Source organism: Plantibacter sp. Leaf314, assembly GCF_001423185.1.
GTDB lineage: Bacteria > Actinomycetota > Actinomycetes > Actinomycetales > Microbacteriaceae > Plantibacter.
In genome coordinates this window covers 1073552-1089702 of the sequence record NZ_LMOB01000001.1, presented here as the reverse complement: position 1 = coordinate 1089702, position 16151 = coordinate 1073552, and the positions used below count along the sequence as shown (strand labels likewise).

Here is a 16151-nt window from a genome sequence, read left to right as displayed (position 1 = left end):
GTCGTCAGCCTAACGCCGACCGCTGTCAGAGTGCTGCGATGGTCCAGGACACCCGGTGTGGTGTATTGGGGGCCAGCACGACGAGGTCCGTGCCGGTCGAGAAGGCGTCGGGCGGGCAGGTCATCGGCTCGACGGCGAGGCCCAGCCGGTCGAGCTCCGGGACGGGCTGGTCGGCCGTGTGGACCTGCACCCACGGCAGCCCGTCGCCCCAGTGCATGGTGACGCCGGTGCCGGCAGGCGAGGTCACCCGGACCACGACCTGACCGGCGTCGGCGTCCGTCGCGAGGTCCGTGAACGCGTGGTCGATGAAGGTGTCGCCGATGCTGCGCGGCGTCCGGAAGTCGAAGTGCCGGGTGTCGGCGCCGTCCACGTCCTCCACGGCGACGGGGCTCAGGCGGTCGGGGGTGACCGTCAGCACCTTCGATGCCGGGAGCTCCAGGGTCCAGTCGTCGACCCGGCCCTCGCCGGCGACGAGATAGGGGTGCGGTCCCGTGCCGTACGGGGCGTCGGTGTCGCCCAGGTTCACCGCTTCGACCTCGGTGCGCAGCCCGTCGTCGTCGAGCGTGTACGTCGCAGCCACCTGCACGCGGAAGGGGTAGCCGTCCTGCGCCTCGATGACGACGCGGAACGTCGCGGACGCGGTCGACGAGGCCACGAGCTCCCAATCGGACCAGGCGGCGAGGCCGTGGAGCGCGTGCCCGCGCGAGGGCTCCGTCAGGGCGAGTTGGTACTCGACCCCCGCGAAGGTGTACCGGCCGTCGACCACACGGTTCGGCCACGGGGCGAGCATCGCACCCCGGAAGGCCGGACGGACCTCGTCGGCGTCGAACGGGACCACCAGGTCGCGTCCCTCGTGCCGCAGGAACCGCAGGGAGGCGCCGACCGACGCGATCGACGCGGTGTACGCCCCATGGGTGAGGTCGACACGTCGTCCCGAGATCGGTCGGCGGTCGACGGTGGCGGAGGGGGACGCGGCGGGGGTGGATTCGATCACGGCCCCATTCTGTCGTATGGCGGCCGCTCCGAGCGCGTCGTCCGGCGGCTCAGTCGAGGGAGCGCCCGCGCCGGTCGGAGAGGAACAGCGCGGCCACCGCGGCGACGACGAAGAACGCCGCGAACACCGAGAAGAGCAGCGCGTGGCCGGCCACGAGCAGGACGGGGACCGAGAGCGGGGCGATGATCGACGCGATGCGCCCGATCCCGGCCGCCCACCCGGCGCCGGTCGCGCGCAGCTGGGTCGGATACAGTTCCGGCGTCGTCGCGTACAGCGCGCCCCAGGCACCCAGGTTGCAGAAGGAGAGACACATGCCGAACGCGATGATCATCGGCTCGGTCGTCGCCGTGCCGAAGAGGACCGCGGACACGGCCGAACCGGCGAGGAAGGTGGCGAGGGTCTGCTTCCGACCCCATGCCTCGATGAGCCAGGCCGACACCGCGTAACCGGGGAGCTGGGCCAGCGTGATGATGAGCGTGAAGCCGAAGGATCGGACGAGCGAGAAGCCCGAGTCGACGAGGATCGTCGGGATCCAGATGAACGCTCCGTAGTAGGAGAAGTTCACGCAGAACCACACGATCCAGAGCGATGCGGTGTCTCGGCGGTGCTCCCGCACCCAGAGGCCGCGCAGCCGCTGCCCCGCGGAGAGGCCGGCGCTCGCGGCGGTGTCGCCCCCGGTGCCGCCGGGAACCTCGACGTGGTCGACACCGGCGGAGGCCTCGAACTCGCGGACGACGACTTCCGCCTCGCGGTGGCGGCCGCGCGATTCGAGGAAGCGCACCGACTCCGGCAGGCGCGTCCTCACGATGGCGGCGTAGACCGCGGGGAGCGCGCCGATGGCGAGCGCCCACCGCCAGCCGTCGTCGCTCGTCGGCACGACGAGGTAGCCGATGAGCGCGGCGGCGATCCACCCGACGGCCCAGAACGCCTCGAGGAAGACGATGATCCGACCGCGGATCCGTGGCGGGGCGAACTCGCTCATGAGGGTCGAGGCGACGGGGAGTTCCGCGCCGAGCCCGAGGCCGACGACGAAGCGCAGCACGATCAGGACCCCGAGCCCCCACGCCAGCGCCGAGGCGCCCGTCGCGATGCCGAAGACGAGCAGCGTGATGGCGAAGACGTGGCGGCGGCCGACGCGGTCGGCGAGGAGCCCGCCGAGGGTCGCTCCGATGGCCATCCCGAGGAACCCGGCCGAGGCGATCCAGGACAGCTCGGTCTTCCCGAGCTGCCATTGGACGGCGAGCTGGGCGAGGACGAAGGAGACGAGTCCGACGTCCATGGCGTCGAGCGCCCATCCGACACCGGAACCGACGAGGAGTCGTCCGTGCGCCTTCGTGAACGGGAGCGCATCGAGGCGCTCGCTGCGGCTGCGAGGGGTGGTGGGCGCGGTGGACACGTCACCATTCTGGTGCAGGATGCACCCACCGGGGCCGCTCTGTCGCAGATAGGCTGACGGCAACGAACTGCAGGCGTGCGGCCGGGCAGTTCAGCCGCTCCGCCCGCCGTTCCGTCGAAAGGCCACTGCCGTGACCGATGTCCCGCCGCCCGACCCGCAGTACCCCGACGGCCGGCCGCCGCAGCAGCCGAACCCGCCCCGGCAGCCGCCGCAGCAGAACTGGGGACAGCAGCCGAACGGCCAGCAGCCCACCTGGCAGCAGCAGCCGAACCCGAACCCGCAGCAGAACTGGCAGCAGCAGCCGAACGGCCAGCAGCCCACCTGGCAGCAGCAGCCGACCCCGCAGCAGCAGCCGCAGCAGCCTTGGCAGCCGCAGAATCCGGCCGGCCAACAGCAGCCGCAGCAGCCTTGGCAGCAGCAGAACCCGTATGGCCAGCAGCCGCAGCAGCAGAACCCGTACGGCCAGCAGCCGCCGCAACAGCCGCCCTACGGACCGCCGAAGCGCAAGCGCACCGGCCTCATCATCGCGCTCGCCGTCGGCGTCCCCGTCGTGGTGATCGCCGCCATCATCACCGTCGTCTCCCTCGTGCTCGCGCAGGGCGGCGCGCCGGTGGCTGACCCGAGCCCGACCCGCTCGGCGACGCCGACGAAGACCGCGTCGCCGACGCCGTCGGAGACCGACGCCACGCCCGAGCCGTCGAAGACCTACGTCTCCATCCCGCCGGATCTCGACTTCGCTGCGGGACAGGAGGTCCCCACCGAGTGGACGGCGTACCTGACGAACGACTTCGACTCGTCGTGGGCGGCCGGTGGCAAGGACAAGAACGGCATCGACATCTACACCAACGCCTCGACCTCGTGCGAGGTCCGGCTCGGCAACATCGCGCTGACGCAGGACGAGATCGCCGTCGGAGACGACGAGCGCTCGAGCGACGCCTACCTGGCGAAGTACGTCGGCGCCGACTACGTGAAGGCCGACGGCACGACGGAACAGCTCAACTACAACAGCGGCGGTGGGCTCATCGAGTTCCGCGTGCTGTCGTGGACGCAGGCGTCGGGGGAGCGCACCTACTGGGGTGTCCGTTCACTCACGAAGATGGGGACGCTCGTGGTCTTCACCTTCACCTGCCGTGATCAGGCCGCACTCGACCAGCTCGCGAGCGACGTCGTCAACCTCATCTCCGTCGAGCTCCTCCCGAAGCGCTGACGGGACGGGCCGTCAGAACGCCCGGAGGACGGCCTGCGCGATCGTGAAGATGGCGAGGCCGGCCAGGGCGCCGACGATCGTCCCGTTCAGGCGGATGAACTGCAGGTCGCGTCCGACGAGCAGTTCGATCTTCTGCGTCGTCTCGCGGGCGTCCCAGCGTTCGACCGTCTCGGTGATGATGCTGGCGATGTCGTGCCGGTACCGGGTGACCACATAGGACAGGGCGTCGGCGACGCGCGTGTCGACCCGGGTCGCGAACGCCTCGTCGGTGGAGAGTCGTCGACCGACGTCCGCGATGGTGCCGGCGACACGCTTGCGCAGCTCGCTGTCGGGGGCGTCCAGCGCCTCGAGGAAGGCCGTCTTCGCGGCGGTCCACGTCTTCCCGGCGACCTCGCGGACCCGCGGACTGTCGATGACCTCGTGCTTCGCGTTCTCGAAGCGCGCGATCGTCGATTCGTCGGTCTGCAGCTGCTCGGCGAGCTCGGCCAGGTAGCCGTCGAGCGCGTGACGGAGCTGGTGGTCGGGATCGGCCCGGACCGCGTGCACGAACGACACGGCCTCGCGGTAGAGCTTGTCGTCGACCAGCCGGTCGACGAACGACGGCACCCACGTGGGCAGCCGGCTCGACACCAGGCGCTCGAACGCCTTCGGGTTGCTGCCCAACCACTCGCCCGTCCGGTCGAGCAGGAGGTCGACCGCGTCGTGGTGCGCTCCGGCACCGACGATGTGTTCGACCCACCGGCCGATGTTCGGCGCCCACTGCGGGTCGATGAGGTGCTTCGATGCGAGCGCCTCGATGACCTCGCGGACGTCGTCGTCGGACAGGGTCTCGAGGAGCCCACGGACCGCGACCGACGCCTCGGCGGTGACGCGTTCGGCGTTGGCCGGCTCGGACAGCCACCCACCGAGCTTCTCCGAGAGGCTGACGGTGGCGAGCTTCTGTCGCACGACCTCCTCGGAGAGGAAGTTGTCCTCGACGAATTCACCGAGGCTGACCCCGATCTCGTCCTTGCGCTTCGGGATGATCGCGGTGTGCGGGATGGGGATGCCGAGGGGGTGGCGGAAGAGGGCGGTGACCGCGAACCAGTCGGCGAGGGCGCCGACCATGCCGCCCTCCGAAGCGGCCCGGACGTACGCCAGCCACGGGTAGCGACCCTCGAGCGCGAACGCGACGGCGAAGATGACCGCCATGACGAGGAGCAGCCCGGTGGCCAGGCGCTTCATCGAGCGCAGGGCTCTGGCGCGGTCCGCGTCGGCGGCGGTGAGTTCGAGGGCGGGGGAGCTCGTCATCCGCCCATCCTAGGCTCGCGCGGTGTGGGAGAGCGTCCCCTCGCGAGGCCGCTGATGTACCCCCTGGTGGTACCCTGAGCCGGTGATCGAAGACATCAAGAAGCGCGCCCTCCACCGCACGAAGATCCTCGAAGGACAGATGCGCGGGCTCGAGAAGATGATCGAGAACGAGGACTACTGCATGGACATCATCACGCAGTCGCTCGCCATCCAGAAGTCGCTCGGCTCGCTCAACAAGCTCCTCGTCGAGAACCACCTGCTGACGCACGTCACGCAGATGTTCGAGGAGGGTGGCGACAGCAAGGACGCTGCGGTCGCCGAGCTCCTGCGTGTCTTCGAGCTCAGCAACAACCGGGGCTGACCCCGGCGCAGGACGTCAGGCGGGGCCGAGCCAGGCGTTCGCGACGGTCGCGTGCGCTGACTCGTCGTCGGAGGGGTGGAACATCCCGGCGAGGACATCGCGGTAGAGACGGCCGAGCTCGCTGGCAGCGAAGTAGCTCCCGCCGCCGGCCACCCTGATCGCCTGGTCGACGACCTCGCGGGCGGTCTCCGTCGCGCGCACCTTGAGCCCGACGAGCTTCGGGAACCAGAGGGACCCGTGGTCGACGCCGTCGTCGAGGTCTCGAGCCACGCTCGCCAGCTGCGGCAGCATGCCGTCGTAGGCGATGGCGGCAGCGGCGATCCGGCGACGGATGTCCGGGTCCGAGGCGTAGCTCGCGCCACCGGCCTTCTTCGAGGTCTTGCGGTGCGCGGTCTCGACGGCGAGCCGGAGCGCACGCTCCGCGACACCCGTGTAGACCGCGGCGATCAGGGTCTCGAAACAGGCGAAGATGCCGAACACGATGGGATCCGGGTTCGGCCCGGGGTCGAGACGGCGGACGACGTGTTCGGCGCTCGCCTCGGCGCCCTGGAGCAGGGTCGTCCGGCTCTGGCTGGCGCGCATCCCGACGGTGTCCCAGTCGTCGAGGATCTCGAAGCCGCCCCGAGAGCGCTCGACGAACCCGTAGACCACCTTCGGGCCGTCGGCCGAGGTCGAGTCGAGGCCGGTCGTCCCGAGCCAGGTCCAGGCCGGGGACAGGGAGGTGAAGATCTTGCGACCGTGGAATCGGTACGAACCGTCGGGACCCGGCCGGGCCTCGGTGTCGGACCCGAACAGCACGAGGTCGTTCCCGGCCTCGCTCACCCCGAACGCGTAGAGTTCGTCGCCCGCCGCGCCGTCGAGGACGAACCGGAGCGAGTCGTCGCCCCGTTCGTGCAGCAGCCGCGCGACACCCGTCCACACCAGGTGCATGTTGACCGCGAGCGCGGTCGCGGGGGCTGCGGTGGCGAGCCGCGATTGCAGCTGCGTGACCTCGCTCAGCCCGAGGCCCAGACCACCGAGATCCACGGGGACGAGCGCGCGCAGGTACCCGCACGCCCGCAGTTCGACGAGGTCCTCGTCGAAGAAGGCGTTCTCGCGGTCGGCCACGGCCGCGCGTTCACGGATGCGCTCGATGAATTGGTCGCCGAGCACGGAGCTGGGATCGAACGCGCGAGCGGTGGGGTCTGACTGCGTGGGAACGGTCACGGGACCATTGTCGCACCGGGGTCCGACGATGACACGGGTGTCTGCGGGCGGTGCGGCGATCAGACCTCGTGACGAGATCGCTGCTCGAGCTGCAACTCGGCCCAGTCGCCGATCGCCTTCGTGGTCTCGGCGGGGCGGTCCCGGTGCACGTTGTGCCCGGCGCCCTGGATGACGGTGAGACTCACCTGACGATTGGCGAGGATCTGTGCGGCCAGCGGGCCGCGGACGAGGCTGTACACCTCTGGGTCGGAGGCGATCACGAAGGTCGGGTTCCGGAGGGAGGCGGCCGCCGGCCGCACATCCCACGGGTGGTTCTGCTCGCTCGTCTGCTCGATCGCCCACCGGCTCGCCTGCGACACCGCCTGGACCTTGAGCTCGACGTCGAGCGGGTGCCACTCGGGGTTCTTCGCGCGGACGGATGCGGCCGTGTTGTCGGCGAACGCCGCCTCCTGGCTGGCCCGGATGGTCTCTGCGTCGTGGTCGTCGAGGGCGATGGCCGGATCCAGCAGTACGAGTGCCGCGGTCCAGCGGGGATCCGCCGCCGCCGCGACCGCCGTGGCCGCGCCACCGAGCGAATGCCCGACGACGAGATCCCAGGTGCCCCGGGTGTCGATCGCCGACGGCGCCGGTCGCGTCGCCAGCAGGTCGGCGGCGTACGCCTCGACGCGGTAGTCCAACGATCGCGGGGCCAGGCCGTGTCCGCGCAGGTCGACCGCCTCGACGAGCCACCCGCGGTCTGCCAGGGCGGCGCAGATCCGCCACGTGCTCGGTCCGTTGCTCCCGAGGCCGTGGACGACGAGCGCGCGGGCCGGAGCGTCATGACGACCCCAACGGTGGCGCGGAAGCTCCACCGGGGTGATCGTGCGGGCGGCGAGGCTGGACGCGGTGTCGACGACGGGCTCGGTCATGCGTTCAGCCTACGGTCTCGAGCTCAGTCGAGCCGGTCCGGGTCGGTGCCGGTGCGCTCGCCGTTCTCCAGCGCCGAGATGGCGGCGAGGTCGTCGGCGTCGAGGGTGAAGTCGAACACCGCGAAGTTCTCGGCGATCCGCGCCGGTGTGGCGGATTTGGGGATCACGATGTTGCCGAGCTGCAGGTGCCAGCGCAGCACGACCTGCGCGACCGTGCGGTCGTGTTTGCGGGCGATCGCCCCGAGGTCGCTCGTGGCGTCGGAACCGTCAGTGGCGGGGGTGAAGAACCGGCCGCGCGCGAGCGGCGACCAGGCCTCCGTCGCGATGCCGTGAGCGGCGTTGACGGCACGCAGTTCGCGCTGGGGGAGGAAGGGGTGCAGTTCGATCTGGTTGACGGCCGGCGTGATCTCGGCGGATTCGAGGAGGCGTTCCAGATGGCTGCGGTGGAAGTTCGAGACGCCGATGGAACGGGCCCGACCCTCGGCCTTGAGCCGTTCGAGTGCGCGCCAGGTCTCGCGGTAGCGGTCCTGCTTCGGCGCGGGCCAGTGGATCAGGTAGAGGTCGACGTGATCGAGGCCGAGGAGGTCGAGACTCGTGTCGAACGCGCGGAGCGTCTCGTCGTAGCCCTGGTCGGTGTTCCAGACCTTGGTTGTGACGAACAGCTCGTCGCGGGGGAGTCCGGACTCGCGGATCGCCACGCCGGTACCCCGCTCGTTCCCGTAGAGGGATGCGGTGTCGATGTGTCGGTACCCGACCTCGAGCGCGGTCCGGACGACGTCCGTGCTGGCGGCGTCCGCGACCTTGTAGACGCCGAAGCCGAGCTGGGGGATGGAACGCCCGTCGTTGAGGACGACGGTCGGGGTGGTGGCTGCCATGTCACCAGTATCCTCGACAGGGCACCGTCGCCGTCGAAAGGGAGCCCATGCCGCACCTCATGATCGTCACCGGGAGTGTCCGTTCCGAGCGGGTCGGGGGTGCCGTCGCCGACTGGGTCGTGGGCGTGGCCCGCGTCGACGAGCGGTTCACCGTCGACGCGGTCGACCTCCGCGAGCTGGCGCTGCCCTTCATGGACGAACCGGCGCATCCTCGGAAGCGCGCGTATACGAAGCAGCACACGATCGCGTGGAGCGAGCGGGTCGACCGGGCCGACGCCTTCGTGTTCGTGACGCCCGAGTACAACTACAGTTTCGCACCGGCGCTGAAGAACGCACTCGACTACCTGATGCACGAGTGGGCGAGGAAGCCCGTCGGGATCGTCAGCTACGGCGGGTTGTCCGGTGGGACGAGGGGCGTGGTCGCGCTGCGGCCCGTGCTCCAGGCCCTCGGTCTTGTGAGCACGGGTGCCAACGTCGAGATCCCGTACGTCGCCCGCCAGATCGCCGACGGGGTGTTCTCGCCGAACGACCGTCAGTCGGCGGTGCTGCCGATGCTGCTCGACGAGGTGTCCGCCCTCGATGGAGCGCTCGCGCCCCTGCGTTCCGCCGACTGACGGACCGGCGGGCCGACACGCTCGACGATCAGGACGGGTGCGTGTTGATCGGCTCGGTGTCGGGGATGGGGCTCGCATCGCGTCCGCGGAGGTCCGGGTGCCAGCGGTGACCGACCCAGGGGATCACGAAGCCGAAGAGCGCGAAGATCCCGGCGACCCAGAATGCGCCGACGGCTCCTGAACCGTCGATGAGGAACCCGGCGGCCGCTGATCCCATGGCCGCTCCGATGAGCTGACCGGTGCCGACCCAGCCGTAGGCCTCCGCCGTGTCGCTGAACTTGACGCTCGCCGAGACGATGGCGAACAGCACGGCGAGGGCCGGGGCGATGCCGATCCCGGCGACGAAGAGCGTGACCGACAACCACCAGGCGTTGAGGAAGAGGCTCGCGACGGCGAGTCCGGCGAAGACGATGAAGATGCGGCGGGCCAGGGCGTAGGGGCCGATGGGGGTGTGCCCGAGGGCGAGACCGCCCGCGAGGGACCCGACCGAGAAGATCGCGAGGACGATGCCCGCTTCGAGGCCGTCGTGGCCGAACGTCGCGACGACGCCCGCCTCGACGGCCGAGCAGGCGCCGATCAGCAGGAAGCCCACCACCGTGGCGAGGAGGACCGGCGGACGCTTGAGCACCTGACCGAGCTTGCGACGGCTCCTCGGGATGCGGACCCGACCGACCTCGGGGGAGAAGATGAACCACAGGCAGCCGACGATCATGATCGCGGCGGCCAGGACGATGCCCCAGACGGTGCCGACCTGCGTGGAGACGAAGGTCGTCACGACGGGCCCGAGGACCCAGATGATCTCCTGGGCCGAGGCGTCGAGTGAGAAGAGCGGCGTCAGCTGCTGGGAGGTCACGAGCTTCGGGTAGATGGTGCGCACGGCGGGCTGCACCGGCGGGGTGCTGAGGCCGGCGACCAACCCGACCGCCATGTACGCCGGGACGCTCATGGGCACGAGGGCGATGGTCGTGACCGAGACGGCGCAGACCACCAGCGTCAGGAGGAGCACCTTGCGGATACCCCACACGCCCATCCACCGACTCGTCAGCGGGCCGGCGATCGCCTGGCCGATGCTCGTGGCGGCGAGGACGAGTCCGGCTGCGCCGTAGGACCCGGTGACCTGCTCGATGTGGAGGAGGAACGCGAGGGAGAGCATCCCGAACGGGAAGCGAGCCGTGAGCTGCGCTGCGATGATCCGGGCGACGCCGGGGGTACGAAGAAGGTCACGGTAGCTGCTCACAAGGAGACCAGTCTATGGACCCGTCCGGACGTCCGCGACACGCCCACGACACGCCCAAGACGGCGGTCGGTGTCGGTGGTCCCGAGGAGAATTCCACCTGTGGATAGATATCCCTCACACGGGGGAGAAAAGGGCGGGAATCCGGGATTTTCGCGTCGCCGCCGAGCGTTGTACCCAGTGGAGAACCGGTGGATAACTCGCCCGAAACGGTGGAGAACCCGGTGGAAAACTACAGGGCTGTAACTACTAGCCCTTGTGGTTGGCCCGAAGGTCTTCATCTATATGTAGTATTGGAACCCCGGCGCCAGACGCCGCGGGAATCACCAGGATTTAGAGGGGAAGGCACGAAGAGCTATGGCAATCACGGTCTACACGAAGCCCAGTTGCGTGCAGTGCACGGCGACGTACCGCGCGCTCGACAACAAGGGCATCGAGTACAACATCCTCGACCTGTCGGTCGACGAGAACGCGCTCGAGCAGGTCAAGGCGCTCGGCTACCTCCAGGCGCCCGTCGTCATCACCGAGGAAGACCACTGGTCGGGCTTCCGTCCCGACAAGATCGAAGAGCTCGCTGCACGTCTGGCTTGAGCCCCCGGTCGCAGGCGTCACCATGAGCCGGCCCCAGCAGCACCGCACCATCCGCCCGTCCGGAATCCGACGAGGAGGCCCACCGTGGAACCACGGCTGATCTACTTCTCCAGCATCTCCGGCAACACGCACCGCTTCATGCAGAAGCTCGATCTGCCCTCACTGCAGATCCCGCTGTATGCGAAAGACGAAGCCGTGCACGCCACGGCGCCCTACGTCCTCGTGACCCCCACCTATGGCGGGGGAAACGGCGACGGAGCGGTGCCCAAACAGGTGATCCGGTTCCTCAACGTCGAGGCCAACCGCTCCCTGATCCGCGGGGTCATCGCCGCCGGCAATACGAACTTCGGTGAGGCCTACGGTCTCGCCGGCGACGTGATCGCCAGCAAATGCAAGGTCCCGCACCTGTACCGCTTCGAACTCTTCGGAACCCAGGACGATGTCACCACCGTCCACAATGGATTGGAATCATTTTGGCAGCAGCGCCAGTTTCAGTGATCGACGCACCGTCGACGAGCCAGATGGACTACCACTCGCTCAACGCGATGCTCAACCTCTACGGCCCGAACGGCGAGATCCAGTTCGACAAGGACCGTGAGGCCGCGCGGGAGTACTTCCTCCAGCACGTCAACCAGAACACGGTGTTCTTCCACTCCCTGAAGGAGCGGCTCGACTACCTGGTCGAGAAGGAGTACTACGAGCAGGCCGTGCTCGACAAGTACCCGTTCGACTTCATCCAGGACCTCAACGACCTGGCCTACTCGAAGAAGTTCCGCTTCCAGACCTTCCTCGGTGCGTTCAAGTACTACACCTCGTACACGCTGAAGACGTTCGACGGCAAGCGCTACCTCGAGCGCTTCGAGGACCGCGTCGTCATGACCGCCCTCGGCCTCGCCGACGGTGACCAGCAGCTCGCGATCGCGCTCGTCGAGGAGATCATCGCCGGACGCTTCCAGCCGGCGACGCCGACCTTCCTCAACTCGGGCAAGGCGCAGCGCGGCGAGCTCGTCTCCTGCTTCCTCCTCCGCATCGAGGACAATATGGAGTCGATCGCCCGCGGCATCAACTCCGCGCTGCAGCTCTCGAAGCGCGGCGGCGGCGTCGCACTGTCGCTGTCCAACATCCGCGAGTCCGGTGCTCCGATCAAGCAGATCGAGAACCAGTCGAGCGGCATCATCCCCGTGATGAAGCTCCTCGAAGACTCCTTCAGCTACGCGAACCAGCTCGGTGCCCGCCAGGGCGCCGGTGCCGTGTACCTGAACGCGCACCACCCCGACATCCTGCGCTTCCTCGACACCAAGCGTGAGAACGCCGACGAGAAGATCCGGATCAAGACGCTGTCCCTCGGCGTCGTCGTCCCCGACATCACCTTCGAGCTCGCGAAGAAGGGTGAGGACATGTACCTGTTCTCCCCGTACGACGTCGAGCGCGTCTACGGTGTGCCCTTCGGCGACATCTCGGTGAGCGAGAAGTACCACGAGATGGTCGACGACTCGCGCATCAAGAAGACGAAGATCAACGCCCGCGAGTTCTTCCAGACCATCGCGGAGATCCAGTTCGAGTCCGGCTACCCGTACATCGTGTTCGAGGACACCGTCAACGAGGCGAACCCCATCAAGGGCCGCATCAACATGTCGAACCTCTGCTCGGAGATCCTGCAGGTCAACACGCCGACGACGTACAACGAGGACCTCTCCTACAAGGAGATCGGCAAGGACATCTCCTGCAACCTCGGATCGCTGAACATCGCGCTGACGATGGACTCGCCCGACTTCGGTCGCACCGTCGAGACCGCCATCCGCGGCCTCACCTCGGTGTCCGACCAGAGCCACATCACCTCGGTGCGCTCGATCGAGGACGGCAACGACAAGTCGCACGCCATCGGCCTCGGCCAGATGAACCTGCACGGCTACCTCGCCCGTGAGCGGGTGCACTACGGCAGCGCCGAGGGCATCGACTTCACGAACATGTACTTCTACACGGTGGTGTTCCACGCGCTGCGCGCCTCGAACCTCATCGCGAAGGAGCGCGGCGAGACCTTCGACGGCTTCGCCGACTCGAAGTACGCGTCCGGTGAGTTCTTCGACAAGTACACCGACCAGGTCTGGGAGCCGGAGACGGCCCGTGCCCGCGAGCTGTTCGAGCAGGCCGGCGTGCAGATCCCGACGCAGGCCGACTGGGTCGCCCTCAAGGCGTCCATCCAGGAGTACGGCATCTACAACCAGAACCTCCAGGCCGTGCCGCCGACCGGTTCGATCTCGTACATCAACAACTCCACGTCGTCGATCCACCCGATCGCGTCGAAGATCGAGATCCGCAAGGAAGGCAAGCTCGGTCGCGTGTACTACCCGGCGCCGTTCATGACGAACGACAACCTGGAGTACTACGAGGACGCCTACGAGATCGGCGCCGAGAAGATCATCGACACCTACGCCGCGGCGACGCAGCACGTCGACCAGGGACTCTCGCTGACGCTGTTCTTCAAGGACACCGCCACCACGCGCGACATCAACAAGGCGCAGATCTACGCGTGGAAGAAGGGCATCAAGACCATCTACTACATCCGTCTCCGCCAGCTCGCGCTCGAGGGCACGGAAGTCGACGGCTGCGTCAGCTGCATGCTCTAACCCCTTCGACAGGCTCAGGAACCGGATGGTCCCTGAGCCTGTCGGCGGGCCACCCGCGTCACCCCGGTCCCTGAGCTCGTCGACGGGCCGACCCCACTTCCCCATAGAGGACACCAATTCATGTCAGAGAAGCTCAAGCTGGTCGACCGCGTCCAGGCGATCAACTGGAACAAGATCGAGGACGAGAAGGACGTCGAGGTCTGGAACCGCCTCGTCAACAACTTCTGGCTGCCCGAGAAGATCCCGCTGTCGAACGACGTCCAGTCGTGGAACACCCTGACGCCGCAGGAGCAGCAGCTCACCATGCGGGTGTTCACGGGCCTCACCCTGCTCGACACGATCCAGGGCACCGTCGGTGCCGTCGCGCTCATCCCCGACGCGATCACCCCGCACGAGGAGGCCGTCTACACGAACATCGCGTTCATGGAGTCGGTGCACGCCAAGAGCTACTCCTCGATCTTCTCCACGCTCAGCAGCACGAAGGAGATCGACGAGGCGTTCCGCTGGTCGGTCGAGAACCCGAACCTGCAGAAGAAGGCGTCCATCGTCCTCGACCGCTACCACGGTGACGACCCGCTGAAGCGGAAGGCAGCCTCGACGCTCCTCGAGTCCTTCCTGTTCTACTCCGGCTTCTACCTGCCCATGCACTGGTCCAGCCGCGCGAAGCTCACCAACACCGCCGACATGATCCGCCTCATCATCCGCGACGAGGCCGTGCACGGGTACTACATCGGTTACAAGTTCCAGAAGGGCCTCGAGAAGCTGACGCAGGCCGAGCGCGACGACGTCAAGGACTACACCTTCTCGTTGCTCTACGAGCTCTACGACAACGAGGTGCAGTACACGCAGGACCTCTACGACGAGGTCGGCCTGACCGAGGACGTCAAGAAGTTCCTGCACTACAACGCCAACAAGGCGCTCATGAACCTCGGCTACGAGGCCATGTTCCCGAAGACGGTCACCGACGTGAACCCGGCGATCCTGTCGGCGCTCTCGCCGAACGCCGACGAGAACCACGACTTCTTCTCGGGCTCCGGCTCCTCCTACGTGATCGGCAAGGCCGTGGTCACGGAAGACGAGGACTGGGACTTCTAGTCACCGCGCTCCTGCGCTGCATGCACGAGGGCCGGATGGAATCCATGATTCCATCCGGCCCTCGGTCGTTTCCGGGGTCGATCGTTCGGCGTCAGCCGCCGAGCGCGCCGCCCATGCCGCCGGCCGCGGCGAGGAAGAAGTAGAAGAACGCCGTCACGCCCTGGACGACCGGGAAGAAGAGAACGGCGACGGCCGTCACGACGATCGTGATGATGACGGCGAGCGACACCAGGCTGACGACGCCGTTCCGTCCGGCGCTCGGAGCGTCGACGGGTTCGGCGACGAGCAGCTCGTCCATGGTCGCTTCGGTCGTGAGCATCGTTCTCCCTGGGTGTGCGGTGTTGTCGACCATACCTGCCGTGACGGGAGGAATCGTCGACTCGCCGGTGGATCGGGACATCCGATGCCCGGCGGCGTCGGATGCGCCGTTCACGAGCTCAGCGGCGGGTGGACCAGAGCGCCCAGGCGATGAGTACCGGCTGGAAGAAGAGGCGGGTGAACCGGCGGCTGTCGGTGTCGAGGCCGAACGCGTCGCGGCGGTTGATCCACTGCGACAGGTTGCCGGGGAAGATCGCGGTGAAGAACGCCGCGGCCACGTTGCCGACCAGGTTCCGCTTGACGCCCGAGGCCAGGGCTGCACCCAGGGCGATCTCGACGACGCCTGATGCCAGCACCGTGGTGTCCTCGTCGATCGGCACCCATTCCGGAACCTGCGCCTGGAAGTCCTTGCGGGCGAAGGTCAGGTGGCTGATGCCGGCGAAGACGAGGGCGCCTCCGAGCAGCAGACGGGCGGCGGTACGGGCTTTCGATCCAGCCATGCGGGGTCCTCTCGACGATGGTGATGTCACCACGCTATCCGCAGATCACGGGGACGATGCCGGTTCGGCCTGCACAGATGCTCAGCCGCCGAACCTCAGCCGTTGATCTGCGAGTTCGCGTCGAGACGGTGCCAGGTGCGGTTGTGGTAGACGAGTGGCGCTCCGTCGAAGCTGGGGCTGAACGCCGGCGTGGCCGGGGCTGGAGCCGCCGCGGCCGACTCGGTCCGGACCGGGTCCGCCGGCGTCTGCGTCTCCGCCGGCGTCTGCGTCTGCGACACACTCGACTCGAGGGCGTGCACTGCGATGACCGTGGACGTCCCCGCCTCCATGCGGTTCACGATGCGCCCGCGGATCCACACCCCGTTGCCCGTGAAGTACGGCTCACCCGTCGGGAGGCGGTCCCAGATGGAGGTGTCGGCGAACCGGTCGATCCCGCTCGTGGCGCACAGCTTCGCGATGTGGAGCTGTTCGGAGCCCAGCAGGTGGACGACGACCGTGTCGGAGGCGGTGATGGTCGGTGCGCTCGACGACAGCGACGAGACCGAGAACACGAGGAGGGGTGGCTCCGCGCTCACCGAGAAGACCGAGGTGGCCGTGAGGCCCACGGGTCCGGAACCGTCGTCCGCCGTGATGACGGACACCCCGGCCGGGTGCTGTCTGAAGGCGGCCTTGAAGTCGTCGGGGGAGAGGGACGCGAAACCGGGGGCGACCTCACCGCCGTCGACGGGGGACGGCAAGGCGGTCACGGAGGCGGCTGCCGGGTGGACTGAGCTCACGGGGGATCCTTCGAACGGCTGTGGACGGCTGGTGCGGCGTCCGATTCCGCGGACGCTGCACAGGCTACGTTTCGCTCATCCGGGAGCCACTGCAACTCTGTTACCCGGTGTGACGGCGGACGGACGGGTCCGCAGCGGACGCCGCCACTCCGGCTGCGT

General features: G+C 68.1%; 17 protein-coding genes. 7 read left to right on the top strand and 10 right to left on the bottom strand.

Annotated features, from left to right (window positions below):
- Window positions 1-25: 25 nt before the first annotated feature.
- On the bottom strand, window positions 26-994 hold the full coding sequence (locus ASF68_RS05065) for an aldose 1-epimerase family protein (protein WP_056007641.1): 969 nt from the start codon (window positions 992-994) through the stop codon (window positions 26-28).
- A gap of 49 nt (window positions 995-1043) precedes the next feature.
- Entirely contained in the window at window positions 1044-2390 is a 1347-nt protein-coding gene (locus ASF68_RS05060) for an MFS transporter (RefSeq protein ID WP_235526757.1), read from the bottom strand.
- 130 nt (window positions 2391-2520) lie between these two features.
- On the opposite strand from ASF68_RS05060, the gene ASF68_RS18655 reads away from it, so the two are divergent.
- Window positions 2521-3597, top strand: a complete 1077-nt coding sequence (locus ASF68_RS18655) for a hypothetical protein (protein WP_056007638.1) — start codon at window positions 2521-2523, stop codon at window positions 3595-3597.
- Between the two features lie 12 nt (window positions 3598-3609).
- Here ASF68_RS18655 and ASF68_RS05050 read toward each other — a convergent pair whose 3' ends face one another.
- A complete protein-coding gene (locus ASF68_RS05050) occupies window positions 3610-4887 on the bottom strand; it encodes a DUF445 domain-containing protein (protein ID WP_056007635.1) in 1278 nt (425 codons plus the stop codon).
- A gap of 82 nt (window positions 4888-4969) precedes the next feature.
- Between ASF68_RS05050 and ASF68_RS05045 the strand changes: the two genes are divergently transcribed.
- Window positions 4970-5248 (top strand): metal-sensitive transcriptional regulator, encoded by a 279-nt coding sequence (locus ASF68_RS05045; RefSeq protein ID WP_056007632.1) that lies wholly within the window; start codon window positions 4970-4972, stop codon window positions 5246-5248.
- Between the two features lie 15 nt (window positions 5249-5263).
- Here the strand turns inward: ASF68_RS05045 and ASF68_RS05040 are convergent, their stop codons facing one another.
- From ASF68_RS05040 to ASF68_RS05030, 3 genes are all read right to left on the bottom strand, one after another.
- Complete coding sequence (locus tag ASF68_RS05040; protein WP_369796476.1) at window positions 5264-6400, bottom strand: acyl-CoA dehydrogenase family protein; 1137 nt, start codon at window positions 6398-6400, stop codon at window positions 5264-5266.
- A gap of 113 nt (window positions 6401-6513) precedes the next feature.
- Entirely contained in the window at window positions 6514-7362 is an 849-nt protein-coding gene (locus ASF68_RS05035; RefSeq protein WP_056007626.1) for an alpha/beta fold hydrolase, read from the bottom strand.
- A 23-nt stretch (window positions 7363-7385) separates the two neighbouring features.
- Window positions 7386-8237, bottom strand: coding sequence for an aldo/keto reductase (locus ASF68_RS05030; RefSeq protein WP_056007624.1), 852 nt, complete (start codon window positions 8235-8237; stop codon window positions 7386-7388).
- Between the two features lie 47 nt (window positions 8238-8284).
- Here ASF68_RS05030 and ASF68_RS05025 point away from each other — a divergent pair, with 47 nt between their 5' ends.
- Window positions 8285-8851: an NADPH-dependent FMN reductase gene (locus tag ASF68_RS05025; RefSeq protein WP_056007621.1), complete on the top strand. Its 567-nt coding sequence runs from the start codon at window positions 8285-8287 to the stop codon at window positions 8849-8851.
- 28 nt (window positions 8852-8879) lie between these two features.
- Here the strand turns inward: ASF68_RS05025 and ASF68_RS05020 are convergent, their stop codons facing one another.
- Window positions 8880-10088: an MFS transporter gene (locus ASF68_RS05020; protein ID WP_056007618.1), complete on the bottom strand. Its 1209-nt coding sequence runs from the start codon at window positions 10086-10088 to the stop codon at window positions 8880-8882.
- A gap of 354 nt (window positions 10089-10442) precedes the next feature.
- Here ASF68_RS05020 and nrdH point away from each other — a divergent pair, with 354 nt between their 5' ends.
- From nrdH to nrdF, 4 genes are all read left to right on the top strand, one after another.
- Complete coding sequence (gene nrdH, locus ASF68_RS05015) at window positions 10443-10676, top strand: glutaredoxin-like protein NrdH (RefSeq protein WP_056007615.1); 234 nt, start codon at window positions 10443-10445, stop codon at window positions 10674-10676.
- An 84-nt stretch (window positions 10677-10760) separates the two neighbouring features.
- Window positions 10761-11174 carry a class Ib ribonucleoside-diphosphate reductase assembly flavoprotein NrdI gene (nrdI, locus tag ASF68_RS05010; RefSeq protein WP_082455879.1) on the top strand — a complete coding sequence of 138 codons (414 nt, stop codon included), beginning with the start codon at window positions 10761-10763 and terminating at the stop codon, window positions 11172-11174.
- 23 nt (window positions 11175-11197) lie between these two features.
- On the top strand, window positions 11198-13303 hold the full coding sequence (nrdE, locus tag ASF68_RS05005) for a class 1b ribonucleoside-diphosphate reductase subunit alpha (protein ID WP_056011398.1): 2106 nt from the start codon (window positions 11198-11200) through the stop codon (window positions 13301-13303).
- A gap of 120 nt (window positions 13304-13423) precedes the next feature.
- Window positions 13424-14398 (top strand): class 1b ribonucleoside-diphosphate reductase subunit beta, encoded by a 975-nt coding sequence (nrdF, locus tag ASF68_RS05000; protein WP_056007612.1) that lies wholly within the window; start codon window positions 13424-13426, stop codon window positions 14396-14398.
- 91 nt (window positions 14399-14489) lie between these two features.
- Here nrdF and ASF68_RS04995 read toward each other — a convergent pair whose 3' ends face one another.
- The 3 genes from ASF68_RS04995 to ASF68_RS04985 all read right to left on the bottom strand — a co-directional run bounded on the left by ASF68_RS04995 (window position 14490) and on the right by ASF68_RS04985 (window position 15962).
- Complete coding sequence (locus tag ASF68_RS04995) at window positions 14490-14717, bottom strand: hypothetical protein (RefSeq protein ID WP_157579816.1); 228 nt, start codon at window positions 14715-14717, stop codon at window positions 14490-14492.
- A gap of 118 nt (window positions 14718-14835) precedes the next feature.
- Window positions 14836-15216, bottom strand: coding sequence for a DoxX family membrane protein (locus ASF68_RS04990; RefSeq protein WP_056007606.1), 381 nt, complete (start codon window positions 15214-15216; stop codon window positions 14836-14838).
- Window positions 15217-15311: 95 nt separating this feature from the next.
- Window positions 15312-15962, bottom strand: a complete 651-nt coding sequence (locus ASF68_RS04985) for a flavin reductase family protein (protein ID WP_056011396.1) — start codon at window positions 15960-15962, stop codon at window positions 15312-15314.
- Window positions 15963-16151 lie beyond the last annotated feature (189 nt).